The following is a 17,393-nucleotide window of genomic DNA, read 5'->3' as shown; positions in this document are numbered from 1 at the left end:
CATGATCGATATCAGCGCAACAGGTCTGACTGGCCCGGGATGCCGCGAAACATGGCGTGACAACCCACGCAGCCCCCAGTAATGTCATCCATGTAAGAGGCGGCCTTCCCCATGTCCCCCTGCTCGGCCGCATCAGCAAGACGCTTTGCGGTACCTTCCACGCTGGCATTGAAACCATCGAGAGCCGCCAGGCTGTCATCGTTGATCATCTCCAGACTCATGTAAGGCAGTAGGCCACCCCTGGGGATACGGTGATTGGCAAGACGCCTGGCGCTATCGGCCGCTTGCTCTGCGTTGTCGGTCATGATGCCGGCCGCCATACTCTGGTAGTCGGAAAGCACTTCGTGCATCACCTGGCGCAGCGTGACTTTGTCGCTATGCCGGGAGTGCTGTGCATAGATAGAAAGGAGCATCTTTTTGGTTTTGGGTGAGAGCGCCTTGACCCGCTTCTGCAACTCTGGCTTCATCAGTCCAATCTGTTTTTTCATCATCTGTTGGAGCTGTTGCATGTCGGCTGCCTTCGGCTGTTGCTTGTCGGCAACCACCACTCCGGCGCACAACAACATCGAGATGGAGACCCCAAGAAGCCCCAATCCCCGACGCAGTGAGTGGATTTGAAATGTGTTATTCTCGTTACGAGCAGATCGCATGTTTTCTTCCCCCAATGATGTCTGAATTTCAGTTATGTTCGGTGTTGCTGGCAGTGCCGCATCGGAGCAACAAGCGCAGTATGCTGGGGTTATTTTCCGCGGCGTTAACCGTTCGGTAACAGGGTGTAACGAGTTGTTTCAGAAACATTTCATCGGCTAGATACTCGCGGCATGGCCAATAAAGAAGCCAGTCATCGCCTTCTCGTCGTGGATGACGAAGCTGAACTTCGATCGCTGTTGCAGCGATATCTGACCAATGAGGGGTATCAGGTGGCTGCGGTGGAAGACGGGGCCGCGATGACCCGCCACCTCAAAACGCACCACGTCGATTTGATCATCCTTGATCTGATGCTGCCGGGAGAGGATGGCTTGTCGCTGGCCCGTAATCTGCGCAGCCAGGGCAATCAACCCATCATTATCATCTCGGCTCGGGGCGAGGAGATGGACAGAATCATCGGCCTCGAGGTTGGTGCGGACGACTATCTTTCCAAACCCTTCAATCCGCGAGAGTTGCTGGCCCGGATTCGCGCTGTCCTGCGCCGCATGAAACACGCAGATCAACCCATGGCGGCGGTAGAAAAGTCCGTTCTTGAATTCGGCCCCTTTGCCCTCGACGTGGAAAAATACCGCCTCACCCGGGAGGGGGATGAGATTCCCCTGACCCATGGTGAATTCACCCTGTTACGGGTCTTCCTCGAACATTCAGATCGGGTGCTCAGCCGGGATATGCTGATGGAGATCACCAAGGGCTACGAGCGCTCTCACCTCGACAGAAGCATTGACGTCTGCGTTAACCGGCTACGGCGGAAGATCGAACCCAATCCCTCTGAACCTATCTATTTGCGCACGGTTTGGGGTGCCGGCTACCTGTTCTCACGCAACGGCGAGTGATGGGGCTGTTTCGATTTCACAGCCTGTTCGGTAGAACCTTGGCCACCATTGCGTTGGTCTCTGTCGGATTTCAGCTGCTGACTCTGAGTGTATTGGCCTTCTACGTGTTGGTCCCCTTGGGAAAACGTGCCACCGACGACTTGGCGGCGGTGATGGTGCACGCCATGCAGCGCTGGGAAAGGCTGCCGGAGCAGGAACGCCCGGCGTTTCGCAAGATTCTGAAACAAAATCATGACCTGACCCTGGTGGTTACAGATACCCCCCTTCCCGACAACACCGACTTCTTACCCTATTTCTATTTTCTCAGGCAGGCGCTCGCCCGGCGCGTTGGTGATGAGGTGCGCCTCAAGACAAGCCGTGATGCCAAAGGCAATGAGTGGATCTGGGCCGAGATACCGGACTATAGCCAAAAGCTGCGTCTGGGATTTCTCCGCTCACGTATCGGGATTCAACCGCCATTGGCATTGTTGCTTCTGTTCTGCGCCGGCACGGTCCTGACCTTTTTTACCGCAGCGCTCCTGGCGCGACGGCTCACCATCCCCCTCGAACGCGTCTCCCACTCGGCACGGATGATTGGAAAAGGCAGTTGGCCGGAACCGGTAAGGGAAGAAGGGCCGGAGGAGTTGCAGGTTCTGACGCAGACATTCAATCGCATGAGCCAGCAGGTGAAAGAGTTGCTGGCCAACAGAACACTGCTGCTGGCCGGAATCTCCCACGATCTCCGCACTCCGCTCACCCAGGTGCAACTGGCCCTGGAGATGCTGCCTGATGAAGGTGGTGACGCGGAACTGATGGCGGGAATCAAACGGGATCTCGCCACGATAAACCGGTTGATCAGTGAAACCATGCAGATCAGCTTGGAACTTGAAAAGCAGGAGCAGGTGCAGACGGATATCACCAACGTATTGGACGGCATCATCCAGGCTGCACGTTCAGGTGGTAAAGAGATCGAATGGGTGGGCAACGGATCCTGCATGAGAAAACTGAATCCACTGGCGCTGCGTCGCGTCGTCACCAATCTGCTGGAGAATGCGATCCGTTACGGTGATGCAAAACCGGTCAAGGTCGAATTGGAATGTGACGATAGCCTGCTCACAATCAGGATTCAGGATCAGGGGTCGGGTATCCCGGCAGATCAGCGGGAGTCCGTTTTTCGTCCGTTCTATCGTCTGGAAAAATCCCGTAGCACCACCACAGGAGGCAGCGGTTTGGGACTGGCCATCGTGCGCCAGCTGGCCGACGCCAACGATTGGGAGGTTAACCTGCAGCCTGCCTTCCGAACCGGCACTGTTGCCCTCATCACCATCCCTCGGATGGAATAACCGACGCGAAAGAGCGCCGACTCTACTTCCGTTTTTTTATAACTATTCAGCCTCCCTTTTCATGGAACTGCTGAATAGTGACTAAATCTTTTCCCTTTCTTGAATCCGCTGCCTGCTTTGCTGCGTATTGAGTTTTGAATGGGGTGCGATGGCACCCTCAACTCATGCCAGGCGGGGCGCAGGATATGTACAAGACTTTTCTGATCGGTGTGGTGCTTCTACTGACCACACACCCCGCTGCCGCTGTGGAATATGCGGAAAACCCCCTGCTTTTGAACGAGCATCTGCTGGTCTCTGATCAGGGGCTGGCGGTTTACGATCCGGTAACCCTGCGACTGCGCTGGTCGGCGCTGCAGGGTGAGCAGACCCTGGAGCCAGTGGTTGCCGATGGCCTGGTGCTGTTGAGCGGGGGGCAGGGCCTGCAGGCACTCGATCTTGCCAGCGGCAAGACCCGCTGGCGTTGGCAGAGCGAGACAACCCTATTTTCACCCAGCCTGGATGAGGGGGTCGCCTACCTGTCCGGGGAAGACGGCACACTGGTGGCGCTGCGGCTGGTGGATGGTGAGCGCTTGTGGCAGCGCCGCTTCGATGGATGGGTCTACCCGCCTGCTGTGTTCGGTGAATTGCTGATTACCGGCGGCAGCGAAGGTTTGCTCTGGGCGGTGGATCGCCGCAGTGGCGAGCTGCGCTGGCAGCGCCCGCTCGGACAGGAGCTGATCTATAGTCCGCGAGCGCTCGACTCCGGCTCTGTTGTTGTCACTACCTTCGCCGGCGAGGTGAAGGTCTACTCCGCCCAGGGAGAGCTGCGTTGGACGCGGCGCTTCGCCAGTCTGAAGTCTGGCCTGCTGGTGAACGGGGAGCGGATCCTGCTGAGCGGATTGGATGGCCGGATCGACGCACTTGATGCAGCAACTGGTGAGTCATTGTGGCGGCGATCCCTCGGCGAACGCCTCACCCTGCCGGCAGCGCTGCATGATGAACGTCTGCTGGTTGTCGGTGATGCGGGACATCTGTTTGAAATCGACACTGGTGACGGCCGGCTGATCAGTCGCGCTCGCCTGATAGGCGAACCGGTGGCCGTCCCCCTCGTCTATCCCCAACACACACTGTTCTTTATGCGTTCTCGGGCCTTGCCGAGGGCAGTATTAATTCCACGCCAATCTGGCGACAACAACGACCAGGAGATCTGATCATGATGAATAAGAAAACCGTTGCACTGGCCTTTTCTTCGATGCTGTTTGCCTCGGCGCTCTCAGCCGCACCGTTTGGCGGTAAGGATGATGTCGACTACGCCGGTAAGCTCTGGCACAACCTGAGTGCCTCTGGTCTGGTGGGGGAGGGTGCGATCATGTCGACCCCCTACACCGGCATGCACCCCCATGGCGCGATCCTCGACACTATCGACGCTACCGCCCGGGTCGGTTCTGATGAGGGGGTGGTGATCATCAAACGTAACTACGGCGGCAAGGGGGTCAGCAAGCAGGCGGTGGCCAACGAACCGAACAAGTTCCTCAAGGCGGTCACCGTGATGTTCAAACGCACCGGCTACGATCCGGACAACAAAGACTGGTTCTGGGTCAAGTATGCCCCTAACGGCAGCGTGCTGAAGAACCCTAAGGGGATGTCGCTGGCAGGGCGTGTCGCCGAGGGTATGCCGAAGGGCTGTATCGCTTGCCACACCGGCGCCCCGGGCGGTGACATGGTGTTCAATCACGATCGCTATGCAAAATAGGCTGGCTTCGTTTCGGGAGTGGAGCTGATTTTTCGATAGGGACGCCGTTTGTGCCGCGAACGGCGTTCCCAAGGATTCCCAAATTCCACGCAATGCCTATAATTACCGTTCGCAATGGGGAGCGGTTTTTATGCAGGTAATTCGTGGCTTACACAACATCCGGGCACACCATCACGGCTGTGTGGCAACCATTGGCAACTTTGATGGGGTCCATCTCGGGCATCAGTCGGTGTTGCGCCACCTGCGGGAGAAGGGAGCAGAGTTTGGTCTGCCGGCTACAGTGATTACCTTCGAGCCCCAGCCGCGGGAGTTTTTCACCCCGGATGCCGCCCCGGCGCGCCTCACCCGACTGCGTGAAAAACTGCAGGCGATGTATGAGGCCGGCATCGAGCGGGTGGTGATCCTCGAGTTCAACCGCAAATTCTCCACCATGCCGGCGCGGGAGTTTGTTATCGAGCTGCTGATCCAGGGGCTTGGTGTGCGCTTTCTCTCAGTGGGCGATGACTTCCGCTTCGGCCTTGGTCGCACGGGGGATTTCCATCTGCTGCAGGCGATGGGTAGCGAGCATGGTTTCGAGGTGGAGAATATGAACACCTTCAAGCTGGATGCCGACCGGGTCAGCAGTACCCGTATCCGCGAGTTGCTCAGCCGCGGTGATCTAGATCGCGCCGCTGCCTGCCTGGGTCGACCCTACCGCATCTGCGGCCGGGTGGCGCACGGTGACAAGCGCGGCCGCACCATCGGTTTTCCCACCATGAATGTCGATTTGCACCGCCACGTTAGCCCGTTGCGTGGGGTGTTCGCGGTGCGGGTGCATGGTCTGGCGGAGGGGGTGCTGCCCGGTGTCGCCAATATCGGTACCCGCCCGACGGTGTGTGGCGACCCCCGCTATCTGTTGGAAGTCCATCTGTTCGATTTCAACCGTGTCGTCTACGGTGAGCATCTGCAGGTGGAGTTTGCGCACAAGCTGCGCGACGAGAAGAAGTTCGGCTCCTTTGAGGAGCTGCGGGCGCAGATCCTGGAGGATGCGCGGCTGGGCAGAGAGTGGCTCAATGTCCCCCAGTCGCAGCCGGCCTGAGCCGGTTCGCGGGCGACTGCTAGTCCACCTGCTATAGATCAGGGCTTTACGCCCCGGCCGGGTTTGCGGTTCAATACGGCTCTTTTGTTTATTATCGGGCAGGCATCCCTCCGTGATCGACTACAAGCAGACTCTCAATCTCCCCAAAACCGCCTTTCCCATGCGCGGCAATCTGGCCCAGCGTGAGCCGCAGATGCTCAAGCAGTGGGAAGAGAGGAAGCTCTACGCAAAGATCCGTGAGACCGCAGCTGGCCGGCCCAAGTTCATCCTCCACGATGGCCCCCCCTACGCCAACGGCAATATCCACATCGGCCATGCGGTCAACAAGATCCTTAAGGACATCATCATCAAGAGCCGCACCCTGGACGGCTTCGATGCCCCCTACGTGCCTGGTTGGGACTGCCACGGCCTGCCCATCGAGCTGCAGGTGGAGAAGAAGATCGGCAAGCCCGGCGGCAAGGTGACCAGCAGCCAGTTCCGCAAGGCGTGCCGCGAATACGCCGCCAAACAGGTAGATGGCCAGCGCGAGGACTTCAAACGGCTTGGCGTGCTCGGCGAGTGGGACAATCCCTACCTCACCATGGATCATCGATTCGAGGCGGATATCGTGCGCTCACTGGGCCGCATCGTCGAGCAGGGGCACGTACACAAGGGCTCCAAGCCGGTGCACTGGTGCACCGATTGCGGCTCGGCGCTGGCCGAGGCAGAGGTGGAGTATCAGAACAAGGATTCCTTCGCCATCGACGTGCGCTTCCGCGTGCTCGAAGAGCCGGCCCTGTTTGATCGCTGCCACCATGTGCCAGACGGCTTGGGCGAGGGGCCGATCAACATGGTGATCTGGACCACCACCCCCTGGACTCTGCCCGCCAACCAGGCGGTGGCTCTTAACCCGAGCCTGGAGTACGCGGTGGTGCAGTGCGACGGACCGCTCGGCAACGAGCGCATGGTGATCGCCGATGCCATGCTGAAGGATGTGATGGACCGCTACGGCATCGAAAAATATCATGTGCTTGGCTACGCCAAGGGCGAGGCCTTCGAAGGGCTGAAACTGCAGCACCCATTCTATGATCGCCAGGTGCCGGTGATCCTCGGCGAGCACGTTACCCTCGAGGCGGGTACCGGCGCGGTGCATACCGCCCCCGGCCACGGCCTCGACGACTATGTAGTGGGTCAGCGCTACGGGCTGCCGGTGGACAATCCGGTGGGCAACAACGGTTGCTTTGTCGAAGGCACCGAACTGTTCGCTGGGCAGCACGTCTTCTCCGCCAACGAGAAGGTAATCGAGGTCCTCAAGGCGCGCGGTGCACTGGTGCGCGAGGAGCGGCTCAACCACAGCTATCCGCACTGCTGGCGTCACAAGACACCAATCATCTTCAGGGCCACTCCGCAGTGGTTCATCAGCATGGACCAGGCCGGGCTGCGCGCATCGGCGATGCGCGAGATCGAGCAGGTCGAGTGGCTGCCCGACTGGGGCAAGGCACGCATTCAGGGCATGGTGGCGAACCGTCCCGACTGGTGCATCTCGCGCCAGCGCACCTGGGGCGTGCCAATCACCCTGTTCATCCACAAGGAGACAAACGAGCTCCACCCCGACTCCGCCGAATTGGTGAAAGAGGTCGCCAAGCGGGTCGAAGAGCGCGGCTTCGAGGCCTGGTTCGAGCTCGACGCCAAAGAGCTGCTGGGCGATCAAGCCGGTGACTACACCAAGGTCACCGACTCGCTGGATGTCTGGTTCGACTCCGGCGTGACCCACCAGTGCGTGCTGCAGGCCCGCGACTATCTGAGTTACCCCGCCGACCTCTATCTGGAGGGTTCAGATCAGCACCGCGGCTGGTTTCAGTCCTCCCTGCTGACCTCGGTGGCGATGAACGGTTGCGCCCCCTTTAAACAGGTGCTGACCCACGGTTTTACCGTCGACGAGAAGGGCGAGAAGATGTCCAAGTCGAAGGGCAACGTGATGGCACCGCAGAAGGTGACCAAGAACCTCGGTGCCGACATCATCCGTCTGTGGGTGGCGGCCACCGACTACCGCAACGAGATGAGCGTCTCCGACGAGACCCTCAAGCGCACCGCCGACGCCTACCGGCGCATTCGCAACACCACGCGATTTCTGCTCTCCAACCTCAACGGCTTCGACCCGGCACAGCATATGGTCGCTTCGGGTGAGATGATCGAGCTCGACCGCTGGGCGGTGGACCGCACCCTGCAGCTGCAGCAGGAGATTGCTGATGCCTACAAAGGCTACCAGTTCCACCTGATCTACCAGAAGATACTCAACTTTTGTGTCACCGAGCTGGGCGGTTTCTATCTCGACGTGATCAAGGACCGCCAGTACACCACTCAGGCAGATAGCCTACCGCGCCGCTCTTGCCAGACTGCCATGTATCACATCGTTGAGGCGATGGTGCGCTGGCTGGCGCCGATCCTCAGCTTCACCGCCGACGAGGTCTGGGCGCACATGCCCGGCGAGCGCGGCGAGCGCGGCGAGAGCGTGTTCCTCGAGGGTTGGTATGAGGGGCTGTTTGCGCTGGATGCCGGTGACAGTTTCGACCACGCCTTCTGGGGCCAGGTGATCGCGGCGCGCAATGCGGTGGGCAAGGCGCTGGAGCCGTTCCGCGCCGATGGTAACGCCTCCCTGGATGCGGAGATCGACCTCTACTGTGACGATCAGCTAAAGGCCTCGCTCGACAAGCTGGGCGACGAGCTGCGCTTCGTGCTGATCACCTCCGACGCCAGGGTGCATGCGATGGCCGATCTGCCCGATGATGCTGCCTCCAGCGAGTTGGAGGGGCTGGCGGTTCGCGTCACTGCCTCGGTTTACGACAAGTGCCCCCGCTGCTGGCACCACCGCGAGGATGTTGGCGCCAACAGCGAACACCCGGAGCTCTGTGGCCGCTGCGTGGAGAATGTCGTGGGCGAAGGCGAAGCTCGCCGCTTTGCCTGAATGGGGAGGGAGAGGATGCAGCGCTGGCTCTGGCTCGCATTGGTTGTAATCGTTTTCGATCAGCTGAGCAAACAGCTGGCTGAGGCTTTTCTCAACCTGCATCAGCCGGTCTATCTGCTGCCGTTTTTCGATCTCACCCTGATGTACAATAAGGGCGCGGCGTTCAGCTTTCTCAGCGATCAGGGGGGCTGGCAGCGCTGGTTTTTTATCGGCCTGGCGCTGGCGGTGACCAGCTATCTGGTGTTCTGGGTGCGGCGCCTGGGCAGGGGGGAACGCTGGGTTGCGGTGGCCCTGTCGCTGGTGATCGGCGGTGCGATCGGTAATGTGGTCGATCGAATCTTCTACGGTCAGGTGATCGACTTTATCCATCTCCACTACCAGCAGTGGTACTGGCCCGCCTTCAATATTGCCGACTCCGCGATCACTGTCGGGGTGGTGGTGCTGATCTTCGACTCGCTGTTCCTGGCGTCGAAACGCTCAAACTGAGCCGCTGCCTTCTAACGCCTGAGCGACTCCGGTTGGACGAACCTCGCACCTCTCTCTATGCTCCTGTTTCAGAACACCAGAGCCTGTAGGAGTGTCGCCTGCGCCGCGAACACCCTTTGCGCTGATTGATTCGCGCCGCAAGCGGGCGCTCCTACAGATTTTTCCAGCCGTGGAATAGGATTTGGTGCATAGTTATTTTTTGCACAACTGATAGGAAGATGACGATGCGCAACAAGATTCTGCTCAATGGGCTGGCCGGCCTGCTATTGTTGGCTGCGATTCCGGCACTTCAGGCCGATGAGGATGCCACCCTCTACGACCGGGTCCGGCTGGCGGTTAGTGCTGAGCAGCAGGTCTCCAACGATACCCTGGTGGCGGTGCTCTATGTGCAGACCGAAGGCACCAACACCGCTGCCCTGGCCAACGAGGTGAATCGCAAGATGGGCTGGGCGATCGGCCAGGCAAAGTTGGCCGATGGGGTGAAGAGTCAGACTCTCGACTACCGTACCAACCCGATCTACCGGAAGCAGGTGCTCACCGGTTGGCGGGTGCGCCAGTCGCTGCGACTGGAGAGCAACGATAGCACCAAGCTGAGCGATCTGATCGGCACTCTGCAGAAGCAGTTGGCGGTGGAGTCGATCAGCTATCAGGTCTCATCTGCGGCACGTAAGGTGGCCCAGGATGAGCTGATCGAACAGGCGCTGACCGATTTTCGCGCACGTGCTGCGCTGGTCGCCAAGGCGTGGCAGCGTCCCAGCTACCGGCTGGTGGAACTCAATATCACCAGTGGTGGCAATATCCCCCAGCCGAGGCAGATGCGCATGATGGCGATGGAGATGGCGGCTGATGCGGTTAGCGCCCCGCCACTGCAGGCCGGCACTCAGCAGGTGCAGGTGAACGTCAGCGGCGTGGTGGAACTGACCCCCTGAGGTCGATGGCTATTTTCGGAGGGAGCGGCGCAGTGTCTCCAGCGAGACGCTCTGGGTGCTGCCAGCTGCCTCCTGCTCGGGGCGCTCGACATGAAAGGTGCGGAAGCCGCTGACCATGCTGGAGATGTCGGAACCCTCGCCGGCGGCGTCATGACTGAATACCGCAGGGATATGCAGCAGGGCAAACCAGCCGATCAGCAGATAGCTGAGCTGGTGTAGGTGCTGGAGACTGATCCCGCCCCAGAAGGCGATCTCCCGCTGCAGTGCTAGGCCGCTGAGTGCCGCCAGCGCCAAAAAGAAGAAGAGTGCCAGATAGATCGGCCCCCACAGTGGGTTGTGCGCGTACCACTTGGGCAGCGGCAAGCGCCCCAGGCTGAAATAGAAGAGCAGTAGCTGCCCGGCTTGCCGCAGGCGGTGCCGGTCAGGTTCGCAGTCGGAGAGGTGATCGCTGCCTTGGCCAAGGACGAGCAGATAGATCCGTACCAGCAGTGCCGGGATCAATAGTGCAGCGAAGATCGAATGGAACTCCCCCGCCTCGCTGCGCAACGTGGGGGCATGACCGATCAGCCAGCCAGAGGCGAGTAGGCCGAACACCGCCAGCGCCATGGTCCAGTGGCTGAGACGCAGCCAGCGGCTCCAGACCCGGATTCGGCTGACCGGCATTGACTCCATCCCTATCACTCCAGCCCGCAACTGCCGCCGGGGCAGCAGCCACCGCTGGCGCAGGGCGGCGCCTCGTTGCGGCTGGCCCCACTGATCACTGCCGGGCCGCTCAGCAGCTTCTTCACCGGTGCATCCAACGGGGTGTCGCCGGGTTCGATGCTGGCCTTATCGCAGAGTTCGCCCCAGGTGCTGAGCAGTTCACTCATCTTGTGGCTCACCTCGACGGTGCGGCTGTTGGTCTCGCAGAAGTAGTCGTATGTGGGCATTTTTGGCTCCTCTCTCGGCAATTTTGAAAGGTTATTCTCTGTGAAATCGAGCTGGCAATGATAATCGTTAAGACGTGGGATAGAAGAGGTAGATGTTAACCATGCCGCCCAGGTGGGTGAACAGCCAGAGCGGGATCAGCAGTCGGCCATAGCGCCGGTGGTGCCGATTGAAGTGGCTATCTGGTCCTGCCAGCAGGCGTGCGGCGATCAGCAGGGCAGCACCGATCAGCGGCAGCAGCGCAACGGTGCCGTGGAAGATGATCCAGCCGACATACTCCGGCGGCACCTCGACCTTTAGCTCAGGATAGCGGTAGCGCAGCAGATAGAGTGCGACAAACAGCCAGGCACCGGCAGTGACCGTCATCATCAGGTTGCGGTGCAGTCTGATTCTGCCCGCTCTGACGGCCCGCCAGGCGATCAGCAGCAGGGCGATGGCGATTAGTGCCCAGCTCAGGCTGAAATAGGTGAAGAGTGTCTGGTAGCTGGGCATGTTTGTGTTCACTCGGAACAGGCCGGGGCGGCTTTGTTATTTGCTAACATCCGGGCAGAACGTATCATGGCGAGCCATGTTACGTCAGCGAAAAAGCAAACGGGAACGGCGCGAATCACGCGATCAGGCGCTCGCCCGCTACATCAAGCAGAAGAACCGCAACCTGCTGGCCCAGCCAGGTCCGCACGACTTCATCATCGTGCTCGATCATATGAAGGCGGGTTTCAATGTGGCGAAGATCTTCCGCAGCGCCGAGGCGTTTGGCGCCCATGAGATCCATCTGGTGAATATCGGCCCCTTCGATCCCTCGCCGGCCAAGGGCTCTTTCAAAAAGGTGCCGGCACGCTTTTTTGAGCGATTTAAGGAGAGCCATGCCGAGCTGAAGCGGCGGGGCTATCAGTTGATTACCCTCGACGCAGGCTGTGGTGATTCACTGATCGACACCCCGCTGCCGCAAAAGTGCGCCTTTGTACTCGGCCACGAGGAGTTTGGCCACAGCTTCGAGCCTGAGGAGTACCCGGATATCGGCTGCCTCTCGATCCCCCAGTTCGGTCAGGTGGAGAGCCTCAACGTGGCGGTGGCCGCCTCGGTGGTGATGTTTGAGTATGTGCGTCAGCATGCCGCTGAAGATCAGAGCTTGCGTCGCCCTTGAAACATCACCGTAGGCGGCCGCTCCGCCGTAATCTGGATGCGGCTGATCGAGGCGGTGGGGATCGACATCCGGTACATCGCGAACAGCGGTGCGCGTAGGGTGCGGGCGATGACGGTGCGGATTACGCCGGCGTGAGCGACGATCAGCAGATGCTTGCCTGGGTGCTGTTCGAGGGTCTCTGTTACTGCCGCGTTGACCCGCCTACTGAAGCCCTCCAGGGACTCGGCGCCGTCTGGCCGGTGGTAGACCGGGTCGTGGTAGAAGTGCCTCATCTTCTCCGCTAATTGGGTGCGCAGTTCGCTGCTGCTGTGGCCCTCCCAACTGCCAAAGCCGACCTCCATCAGGCGCTCGTCATGTTCCATGGGGATCGCCAGCCGTTCGCTTAGTTGCTGGGCAAACTCGCTGCAGCGGCGTAGCGGTGAGGTGATGATGCGTTGCCAGGGGGTGTCGCCGGAGGCAGCATGCCACATCTGTTGCCAGCCCCGTTCGCTCAGCGGATCGTCGATCTGGCCGCGGTAGCGGCGCCCGCCGCGGGGCTCACCGTGGCGCAGCAGGTCTAGGGTGGTCTTCTCCGGCATGACTCAGATCCAGCCGGCGAGGGTGAGTAGCGCCAGCAGCAGGATCCAGCTGATCAGTGCGCGCCATACCAGGCTCATTGCCGCCTCTATCAGATAGAGGCCGTCATTGCTTGAGACCTCGGCCTGCTCTAACACGTTGCTCATGCGCAGTGCGCCGCTGCCGGTGGCCACCAGCAGGCCACCGCTGCTGTTCTCGGAATAGTTGCGCCAGGCGAATAGCGCATCCTCAAAGCTCCCGGCAATTGCGTAGGAGAATGCGGTGATGCGTACCGGCAGCCAGTCGAGCAGGCCCAGCAGGTCGCGGCTGGCGTGGTAGAAGTCGAGGCTCTCATCGGCCAGGTGGCTGGAGGGCAGCAAGCTGGCAACACGGTAGAGTATGGCGCCCAGCGGGCCAAGCAGCAGGAACCAGAAGATCACAGCGAACAGTCGGCTGTTGGCTTGGCTGAGGATGCCTTCGGTTACTGCCTGGGAGTAGGCCGGCTCCTGGGTCGGCGGTTCGTCGCCGATGAGCTGGCGGGCGATTACCCGCGCCTGGTCCTCGTTGCCCCGCTCGCGGGCTTCGACAAAGCGGCTGGCCTGCTGGTCCAAATCCTGTGGACCGAAGCAGAACAGCAGCAGTGCGCCGGCAAACAGCAGGCTGGGCAGGTCAAACAACATGCCATCGAGCAGTGCCTGTAGTAGCGCCACCAGCAGTAGAGGTGGCAGCAGCAGGCCAATGACACCGCCAAAGCCCTGGGTGAGCTTGGATGATAGCTCCTGCTCCTGATACCAGCTGCTATAGCGGGCAAACCAATGTGGGTCGCGCAACTCCTGCTGCTGCAGCAGAAAACGCTCGGCGATCAGGCAACTGATAATTATTAGCAGGCTCATGGTCGGCAGTGTCCCCAAAGGTGTGCCAACTTTCAAGCACTAGAGGGCCTGGGGTGTGCGGGCGACGGCCCAGACATCAACCCGCTCGGCGCCGGCGCGTTGCAGAGTGCGGGCGAGCTCCGACACGGTGCTGCCGGTGGTGACCACATCATCGAGCAGGGCGATGTGCTGCATTTCGATCCCGTCGCTGACGCGAAATGCGCCGCGCATGTTCTGTTGGCGTTTCTTTTTATCCAGGTCGGCTTGGGCGTGGGTGTCACGCAGTCGCTCTACCTGATGGCTGGCCAGCTTCAGCCCGAACCGCCGGGCGATGGGGCGGGCGATCTCCAGCGCCTGGTTATAGCCGCGTTGGCGCTGGCGATCGGGGTGCAGCGGCACCGGTAGCAGCAAATCTGGCATCGCTGCCTGCTGTTCGCACAGATAACGACACAGCAGCCAGGCAAACAGTTGTGCATGCTGCAGTTTATTGTGGAACTTCAGGCCGGTTACCAGATGGGAGAGGGCATTGTCGTAGATCAGTGGTGCGTAGCAGTGCTCGAGGGGTGGCGGCTTGCTGATGCAGTGGCCACAGATCGATCCTGCCGGGGTGCCAGGGGGGAGAGGCAGGGCGCAGCGGTGGCAGGGGCTGAGGTTGTGGAAAAGTGCAGAATCACAGGCGTCGCATAGATCCCGTCCATGCCGGGCCTTCCCGCCACAGAGCAGGCAGCGGGAGGGGAAGAAGGTCTCTTGTATGAGATCTATCCAATTGTAAACCATGGTGTCCATTCTTGGTTGACAGGTGGGCTGTGATCTTTAACATGCCGGGGTTTGAATCCATTTTCCCTGGGCAGGCTGATATGAACGACACCATTCTACGTCATGACTGGCGCATCGAGGAGATCGAAGCGCTGCTGGATCTCCCCTTCAACGACCTGCTGTTCCGCGCTCAGACTCTGCACCGGGCCCACTTCGATCCGAATCAGGTGCAGGTCAGCAGTCTGCTCAGCATCAAGACTGGCGCCTGCTCCGAGGATTGTGGCTACTGCTCCCAGAGCGCCAAATACAATACCGATGTGGAGCCCGAGCGGCTGTTGCCGGTGGGTGAGGTGGTCGAGGCCGCCTCGGCGGCCAAGGCGAAAGGCGCCAGCCGCTTCTGCATGGGGGCGGCCTGGCGCAATCCCACCGACAAGAATCTGGAGCGGGTGATCGAGATGGTCGAGGCGGTGCACGGGATGGGCATGGAGACCTGTATCACCCTCGGCATGTTGACCGAGGCCCAGGCCAAGCGGCTGAGCGAGGCGGGACTCGACTACTACAATCATAATCTTGATACCTCCCCCGAGTTCTACGGCGAGGTGATCACCACTCGCACCTTTGAGGATCGCCTCGATACCCTAGCCCATGTGCGCAATGCCGGCATCAACGTTTGCTCCGGCGGCATCCTCGGCATGGGCGAGTCGCGTCGTGACCGGGCGCGCATGCTGCAGGAGCTGGCGAACCTGCCACGTCACCCCGAATCGGTGCCGATCAACATGCTGGTGCCGGTGGAGGGCACCCCGCTCTATAACGCGGAGGGCATCGATCATCTGGAGTTCATCCGCACCATTGCGGTGGCGCGCCTGCTAATGCCCGAATCCTACGTGCGCCTCTCCGCCGGACGCGCTGAGATGAGCGATGAGGCCCAGGCGCTCTGTTTCCTGGCTGGCGCCAATTCGATCTTCTATGGTGAGCGCCTGCTGACCACCGATAATCCTGAGACGGATGCCGACCGGCAGCTGTTCGACCGCCTCGGCCTTACGATGGAGGTGAGCGTAGAGAGCATGGTGAAGGCGGCCAAGGGGCCGTGCCGCAAGTCGGCATAGGTGATGGCAGTGGTAGGAGCGCTACTCGCAGCGCGAATCGGTGGTGGGTTATGAGCGGATGACCGAGAAAAGCCTCGACAAGCGGCTCCAGCAGCGTCGTCGCGATGGCCTCTATCGCAGCCGCCGTCTGCTGCAGAGCCCACAGCAGCCTGAACTGCAGCTGGATGGCCGGTCGATGCTGGCGTTCTGTTCCAACGACTATCTGGGGCTGGCCAACCATCCGGAGCTGAAGGCGGCGATGCACGCCGGTATCGACCGCTGGGGTGCCGGCAGTGGCGCGGCGCACCTGATCAGCGGCCACAGTGCTGCCCACCATGCCCTGGAGGAGGAGCTGGCCGAGTTCACCGGGCGTGAGCGGGCACTGCTCTTCTCCACCGGTTACATGGCCAACCTGGGGGTACTTGCCGCCCTCACCGATCGTGGCGACACGATCTTCCAGGATCGCCTCAACCACGCCTCGCTGATCGACGGCGGCCTACTGAGTCGGGCTAGGCTCAGGCGCTATCCCCATGCCGATCTGGCCGTGCTGGAGCGGCTGCTGGCCGATACTCAGAGCGGACGCAGACTGATCGCCACCGATGGGGTGTTCAGCATGGACGGTGATCTGGCGCCTCTGGGGGCGCTGGCCCGGCTGGCAAAGGCGCACGATGCCTGGCTGATGGTGGATGATGCCCACGGTCTCGGTGTGCTGGGTGAACATGGCAGCGGCAGCCTGGAACAGTTCGGCCTGGATGCGGCAGAGGTGCCGATCCTGATGGGCACTCTGGGCAAGGGCCTGGGCAGCTTTGGCGCCTTTGTCGCCGGCAGTGAGAGCCTGATCGAGACTCTGATCCAGCAGGCCCGCCCCTACGTCTATACAACCGCCTCCCCGCCGGCGATGGCCGAGGCGACCCGCGCCGCGCTACGGATCGTGCAGCGTGAGCCTTGGCGACGCCAGCGGTTGGTTGCACTGATCGCCCGCTTTCGCCAAGGGGCGCAGCAGTTGGGTCTGCCGTTGATGGCGTCGCAGACACCGATCCAGCCGATCGTCGCCGGCGCGGCAGCCACTGCCCTGGCCTGGAGCCGGCAGCTAGAAACAGCAGGGATTCTGCTCAGCGCGATCCGCCCGCCCACCGTGCCCGAGGGCAGCGCGCGGCTGCGCGTGACCCTCTCCGCTGCGCACACCGATGAGCAGCTCGACCGGCTGTTGGATGCACTGGCGCAGTTGCGCCCGGAGGGTTTGTGATGCGGCTGCATGTCGAACAGCTGGGCAGTGGTCCCGATCTGCTGCTGCTGCACGGCTGGGGGATGAACCGCGCGGTCTGGTCTGGATTCGCCGAGCGCCTGGCCGTCAGCTACCGGGTCAGCTTGGTTGATTTGCCGGGGCATGGGCAGAGCCCTTGGGGTGGTCGCAGCGCGCTGGCCGATTGGGTCGATGCGGTGTTGGCGGTGGCCCCGCCGCGGGCCATCTGGTGTGGTTGGTCGCTGGGTGGTCAGCTGGCGCTGAGGGCGGCGTTGGATGCGCCGGAGCGGGTTGTTTCGTTGCTTGGGATCGCTGCCACGCCGCGCTTTGCCGCCGCTGAGGCGTGGCCCTGTGCGATGGAGCCTCGCACCCTCGATCAGTTCATCGCCAACCTGCAGCGTGACCACCGCAAGACCCTGGAGCGTTTTCTCGCCCTGCAGGTGCGCGGCAGTGAAGCGTCACGGGAGCAGCTGCGTCTGCTGCGCAGCCGGCTGGCTGAGTTGCCCGATCCTCATCCTGAGGCGCTGCAGGCGGGGCTGGCGCTGCTTAAGTCGGTCGATCTGCGTGCAGAGCTGGCCGCGTTGGAGGTGCCGAACGGTTGGCTGTTTGGCGAGCGCGACACCCTGGTGCCCGAGGCTGCGGCGCAGGGGCTGGCTGAGTTGCTGCCTGGTGCCGCTGTCGGGGTAATTTCAGGCGCGGCCCATGCGCCATTTCTCTCCCATCCCGATGCGACCCTGAGCCTGTTGCAAGCGCTGTTGAAGGCGGTTCGGTGAAGGTGT

General features: G+C 61.2%; 19 protein-coding genes. 12 read left to right on the top strand and 7 right to left on the bottom strand.

Annotated features, from left to right (window positions below; all coding sequences use genetic code 11):
* Positions 1 to 11: 11 nt before the first annotated feature.
* Positions 12 to 650, bottom strand: coding sequence for a hypothetical protein (locus Ga0074115_RS09870; protein ID WP_232433030.1), 639 nt, complete (start codon positions 648 to 650; stop codon positions 12 to 14).
* Positions 651 to 821: 171 nt separating this feature from the next.
* Between Ga0074115_RS09870 and Ga0074115_RS09865 the strand changes: the two genes are divergently transcribed.
* The 8 genes from Ga0074115_RS09865 (at position 822) to Ga0074115_RS09830 (ending at position 10,032) form a co-directional block, all read left to right on the top strand.
* Positions 822 to 1,541 (top strand): response regulator, encoded by a 720-nt coding sequence (locus Ga0074115_RS09865; RefSeq protein ID WP_057956068.1) that lies wholly within the window; start codon positions 822 to 824, stop codon positions 1,539 to 1,541.
* Positions 1,541 to 2,863: an ATP-binding protein gene (locus Ga0074115_RS09860; protein WP_232433029.1), complete on the top strand. Its 1,323-nt coding sequence runs from the start codon at positions 1,541 to 1,543 to the stop codon at positions 2,861 to 2,863. Before Ga0074115_RS09865 ends, Ga0074115_RS09860 begins: the two co-directional genes overlap by 1 nt.
* Before the next feature lie 185 nt (positions 2,864 to 3,048).
* Positions 3,049 to 4,053: an outer membrane protein assembly factor BamB family protein gene (locus Ga0074115_RS09855; protein ID WP_060528470.1), complete on the top strand. Its 1,005-nt coding sequence runs from the start codon at positions 3,049 to 3,051 to the stop codon at positions 4,051 to 4,053.
* A 2-nt stretch (positions 4,054 to 4,055) separates the two neighbouring features.
* Positions 4,056 to 4,595: a cytochrome P460 family protein gene (locus Ga0074115_RS09850; protein WP_060528469.1), complete on the top strand. Its 540-nt coding sequence runs from the start codon at positions 4,056 to 4,058 to the stop codon at positions 4,593 to 4,595.
* Between the two features lie 130 nt (positions 4,596 to 4,725).
* Positions 4,726 to 5,673 (top strand): bifunctional riboflavin kinase/FAD synthetase, encoded by a 948-nt coding sequence (gene ribF, locus Ga0074115_RS09845; RefSeq protein ID WP_060528468.1) that lies wholly within the window; start codon positions 4,726 to 4,728, stop codon positions 5,671 to 5,673.
* Between the two features lie 112 nt (positions 5,674 to 5,785).
* Positions 5,786 to 8,617, top strand: a complete 2,832-nt coding sequence (ileS, locus tag Ga0074115_RS09840) for an isoleucine--tRNA ligase (RefSeq protein WP_057956070.1) — start codon at positions 5,786 to 5,788, stop codon at positions 8,615 to 8,617.
* Between the two features lie 15 nt (positions 8,618 to 8,632).
* Positions 8,633 to 9,103 carry a signal peptidase II gene (lspA, locus tag Ga0074115_RS09835; RefSeq protein ID WP_006473551.1) on the top strand — a complete coding sequence of 157 codons (471 nt, stop codon included), beginning with the start codon at positions 8,633 to 8,635 and terminating at the stop codon, positions 9,101 to 9,103.
* Positions 9,104 to 9,327: 224 nt separating this feature from the next.
* A complete protein-coding gene (locus Ga0074115_RS09830; RefSeq protein WP_232433028.1) occupies positions 9,328 to 10,032 on the top strand; it encodes an SIMPL domain-containing protein in 705 nt (234 codons plus the stop codon).
* Between the two features lie 9 nt (positions 10,033 to 10,041).
* Here the strand turns inward: Ga0074115_RS09830 and Ga0074115_RS09825 are convergent, their stop codons facing one another.
* From Ga0074115_RS09825 to Ga0074115_RS09815, 3 genes are all read right to left on the bottom strand, one after another.
* The gene (locus Ga0074115_RS09825; RefSeq protein WP_157292728.1) at positions 10,042 to 10,695 is read right to left on the bottom strand and encodes a cytochrome b/b6 domain-containing protein; all 654 of its coding nucleotides are present in this window, start codon (positions 10,693 to 10,695) and stop codon (positions 10,042 to 10,044) included.
* 14 nt (positions 10,696 to 10,709) lie between these two features.
* Positions 10,710 to 10,961, bottom strand: coding sequence for an FmdB family zinc ribbon protein (locus Ga0074115_RS09820; RefSeq protein ID WP_005958563.1), 252 nt, complete (start codon positions 10,959 to 10,961; stop codon positions 10,710 to 10,712).
* 67 nt (positions 10,962 to 11,028) lie between these two features.
* Positions 11,029 to 11,451 carry a DUF420 domain-containing protein gene (locus tag Ga0074115_RS09815; protein WP_057956443.1) on the bottom strand — a complete coding sequence of 141 codons (423 nt, stop codon included), beginning with the start codon at positions 11,449 to 11,451 and terminating at the stop codon, positions 11,029 to 11,031.
* A gap of 76 nt (positions 11,452 to 11,527) precedes the next feature.
* Between Ga0074115_RS09815 and Ga0074115_RS09810 the strand changes: the two genes are divergently transcribed.
* Entirely contained in the window at positions 11,528 to 12,103 is a 576-nt protein-coding gene (locus Ga0074115_RS09810; RefSeq protein ID WP_057956442.1) for a TrmH family RNA methyltransferase, read from the top strand.
* On the opposite strand, the gene Ga0074115_RS09805 is transcribed toward Ga0074115_RS09810, so the two are convergent.
* Genes Ga0074115_RS09805 through Ga0074115_RS09795 form a run of 3 tightly spaced genes read right to left on the bottom strand, consistent with a single transcriptional unit; the run spans position 12,082 to position 14,307 of the window.
* Complete coding sequence (locus Ga0074115_RS09805) at positions 12,082 to 12,681, bottom strand: histidine phosphatase family protein (protein WP_057956441.1); 600 nt, start codon at positions 12,679 to 12,681, stop codon at positions 12,082 to 12,084. The two genes, Ga0074115_RS09810 and Ga0074115_RS09805, sit on opposite strands and share 22 nt — an antisense overlap.
* A 3-nt stretch (positions 12,682 to 12,684) precedes the next feature.
* Positions 12,685 to 13,551 (bottom strand): regulatory signaling modulator protein AmpE, encoded by an 867-nt coding sequence (gene ampE / locus Ga0074115_RS09800; protein WP_057956440.1) that lies wholly within the window; start codon positions 13,549 to 13,551, stop codon positions 12,685 to 12,687.
* Between the two features lie 39 nt (positions 13,552 to 13,590).
* Positions 13,591 to 14,307, bottom strand: coding sequence for a ComF family protein (locus tag Ga0074115_RS09795; RefSeq protein WP_232433027.1), 717 nt, complete (start codon positions 14,305 to 14,307; stop codon positions 13,591 to 13,593).
* An 80-nt stretch (positions 14,308 to 14,387) separates the two neighbouring features.
* Between Ga0074115_RS09795 and bioB the strand changes: the two genes are divergently transcribed.
* From bioB to bioH, 3 genes are read left to right on the top strand one after another with little or no spacing between them, the layout of a single operon-like run.
* The gene (gene bioB, locus Ga0074115_RS09790; RefSeq protein ID WP_060528466.1) at positions 14,388 to 15,392 is read left to right on the top strand and encodes a biotin synthase BioB; all 1,005 of its coding nucleotides are present in this window, start codon (positions 14,388 to 14,390) and stop codon (positions 15,390 to 15,392) included.
* 58 nt (positions 15,393 to 15,450) lie between these two features.
* The gene (gene bioF, locus Ga0074115_RS09785; RefSeq protein WP_057956438.1) at positions 15,451 to 16,617 is read left to right on the top strand and encodes an 8-amino-7-oxononanoate synthase; all 1,167 of its coding nucleotides are present in this window, start codon (positions 15,451 to 15,453) and stop codon (positions 16,615 to 16,617) included.
* Complete coding sequence (gene bioH / locus Ga0074115_RS09780; RefSeq protein ID WP_057956437.1) at positions 16,617 to 17,387, top strand: pimeloyl-ACP methyl ester esterase BioH; 771 nt, start codon at positions 16,617 to 16,619, stop codon at positions 17,385 to 17,387. The genes bioF and bioH overlap by 1 nt, the downstream gene beginning before the upstream one ends.
* Positions 17,388 to 17,393: the final 6 nt, after the last annotated feature.

It is taken from the genome of endosymbiont of Ridgeia piscesae (assembly GCF_001443665.1).
In the GTDB taxonomy this organism is placed as follows: Bacteria; Pseudomonadota; Gammaproteobacteria; order Chromatiales; family Chromatiaceae; genus Endoriftia; species Endoriftia persephonae.
The sequence above is the reverse complement of the archived record's forward strand: the minus strand, read 5'-3'. Positions and strand labels throughout refer to the sequence as shown.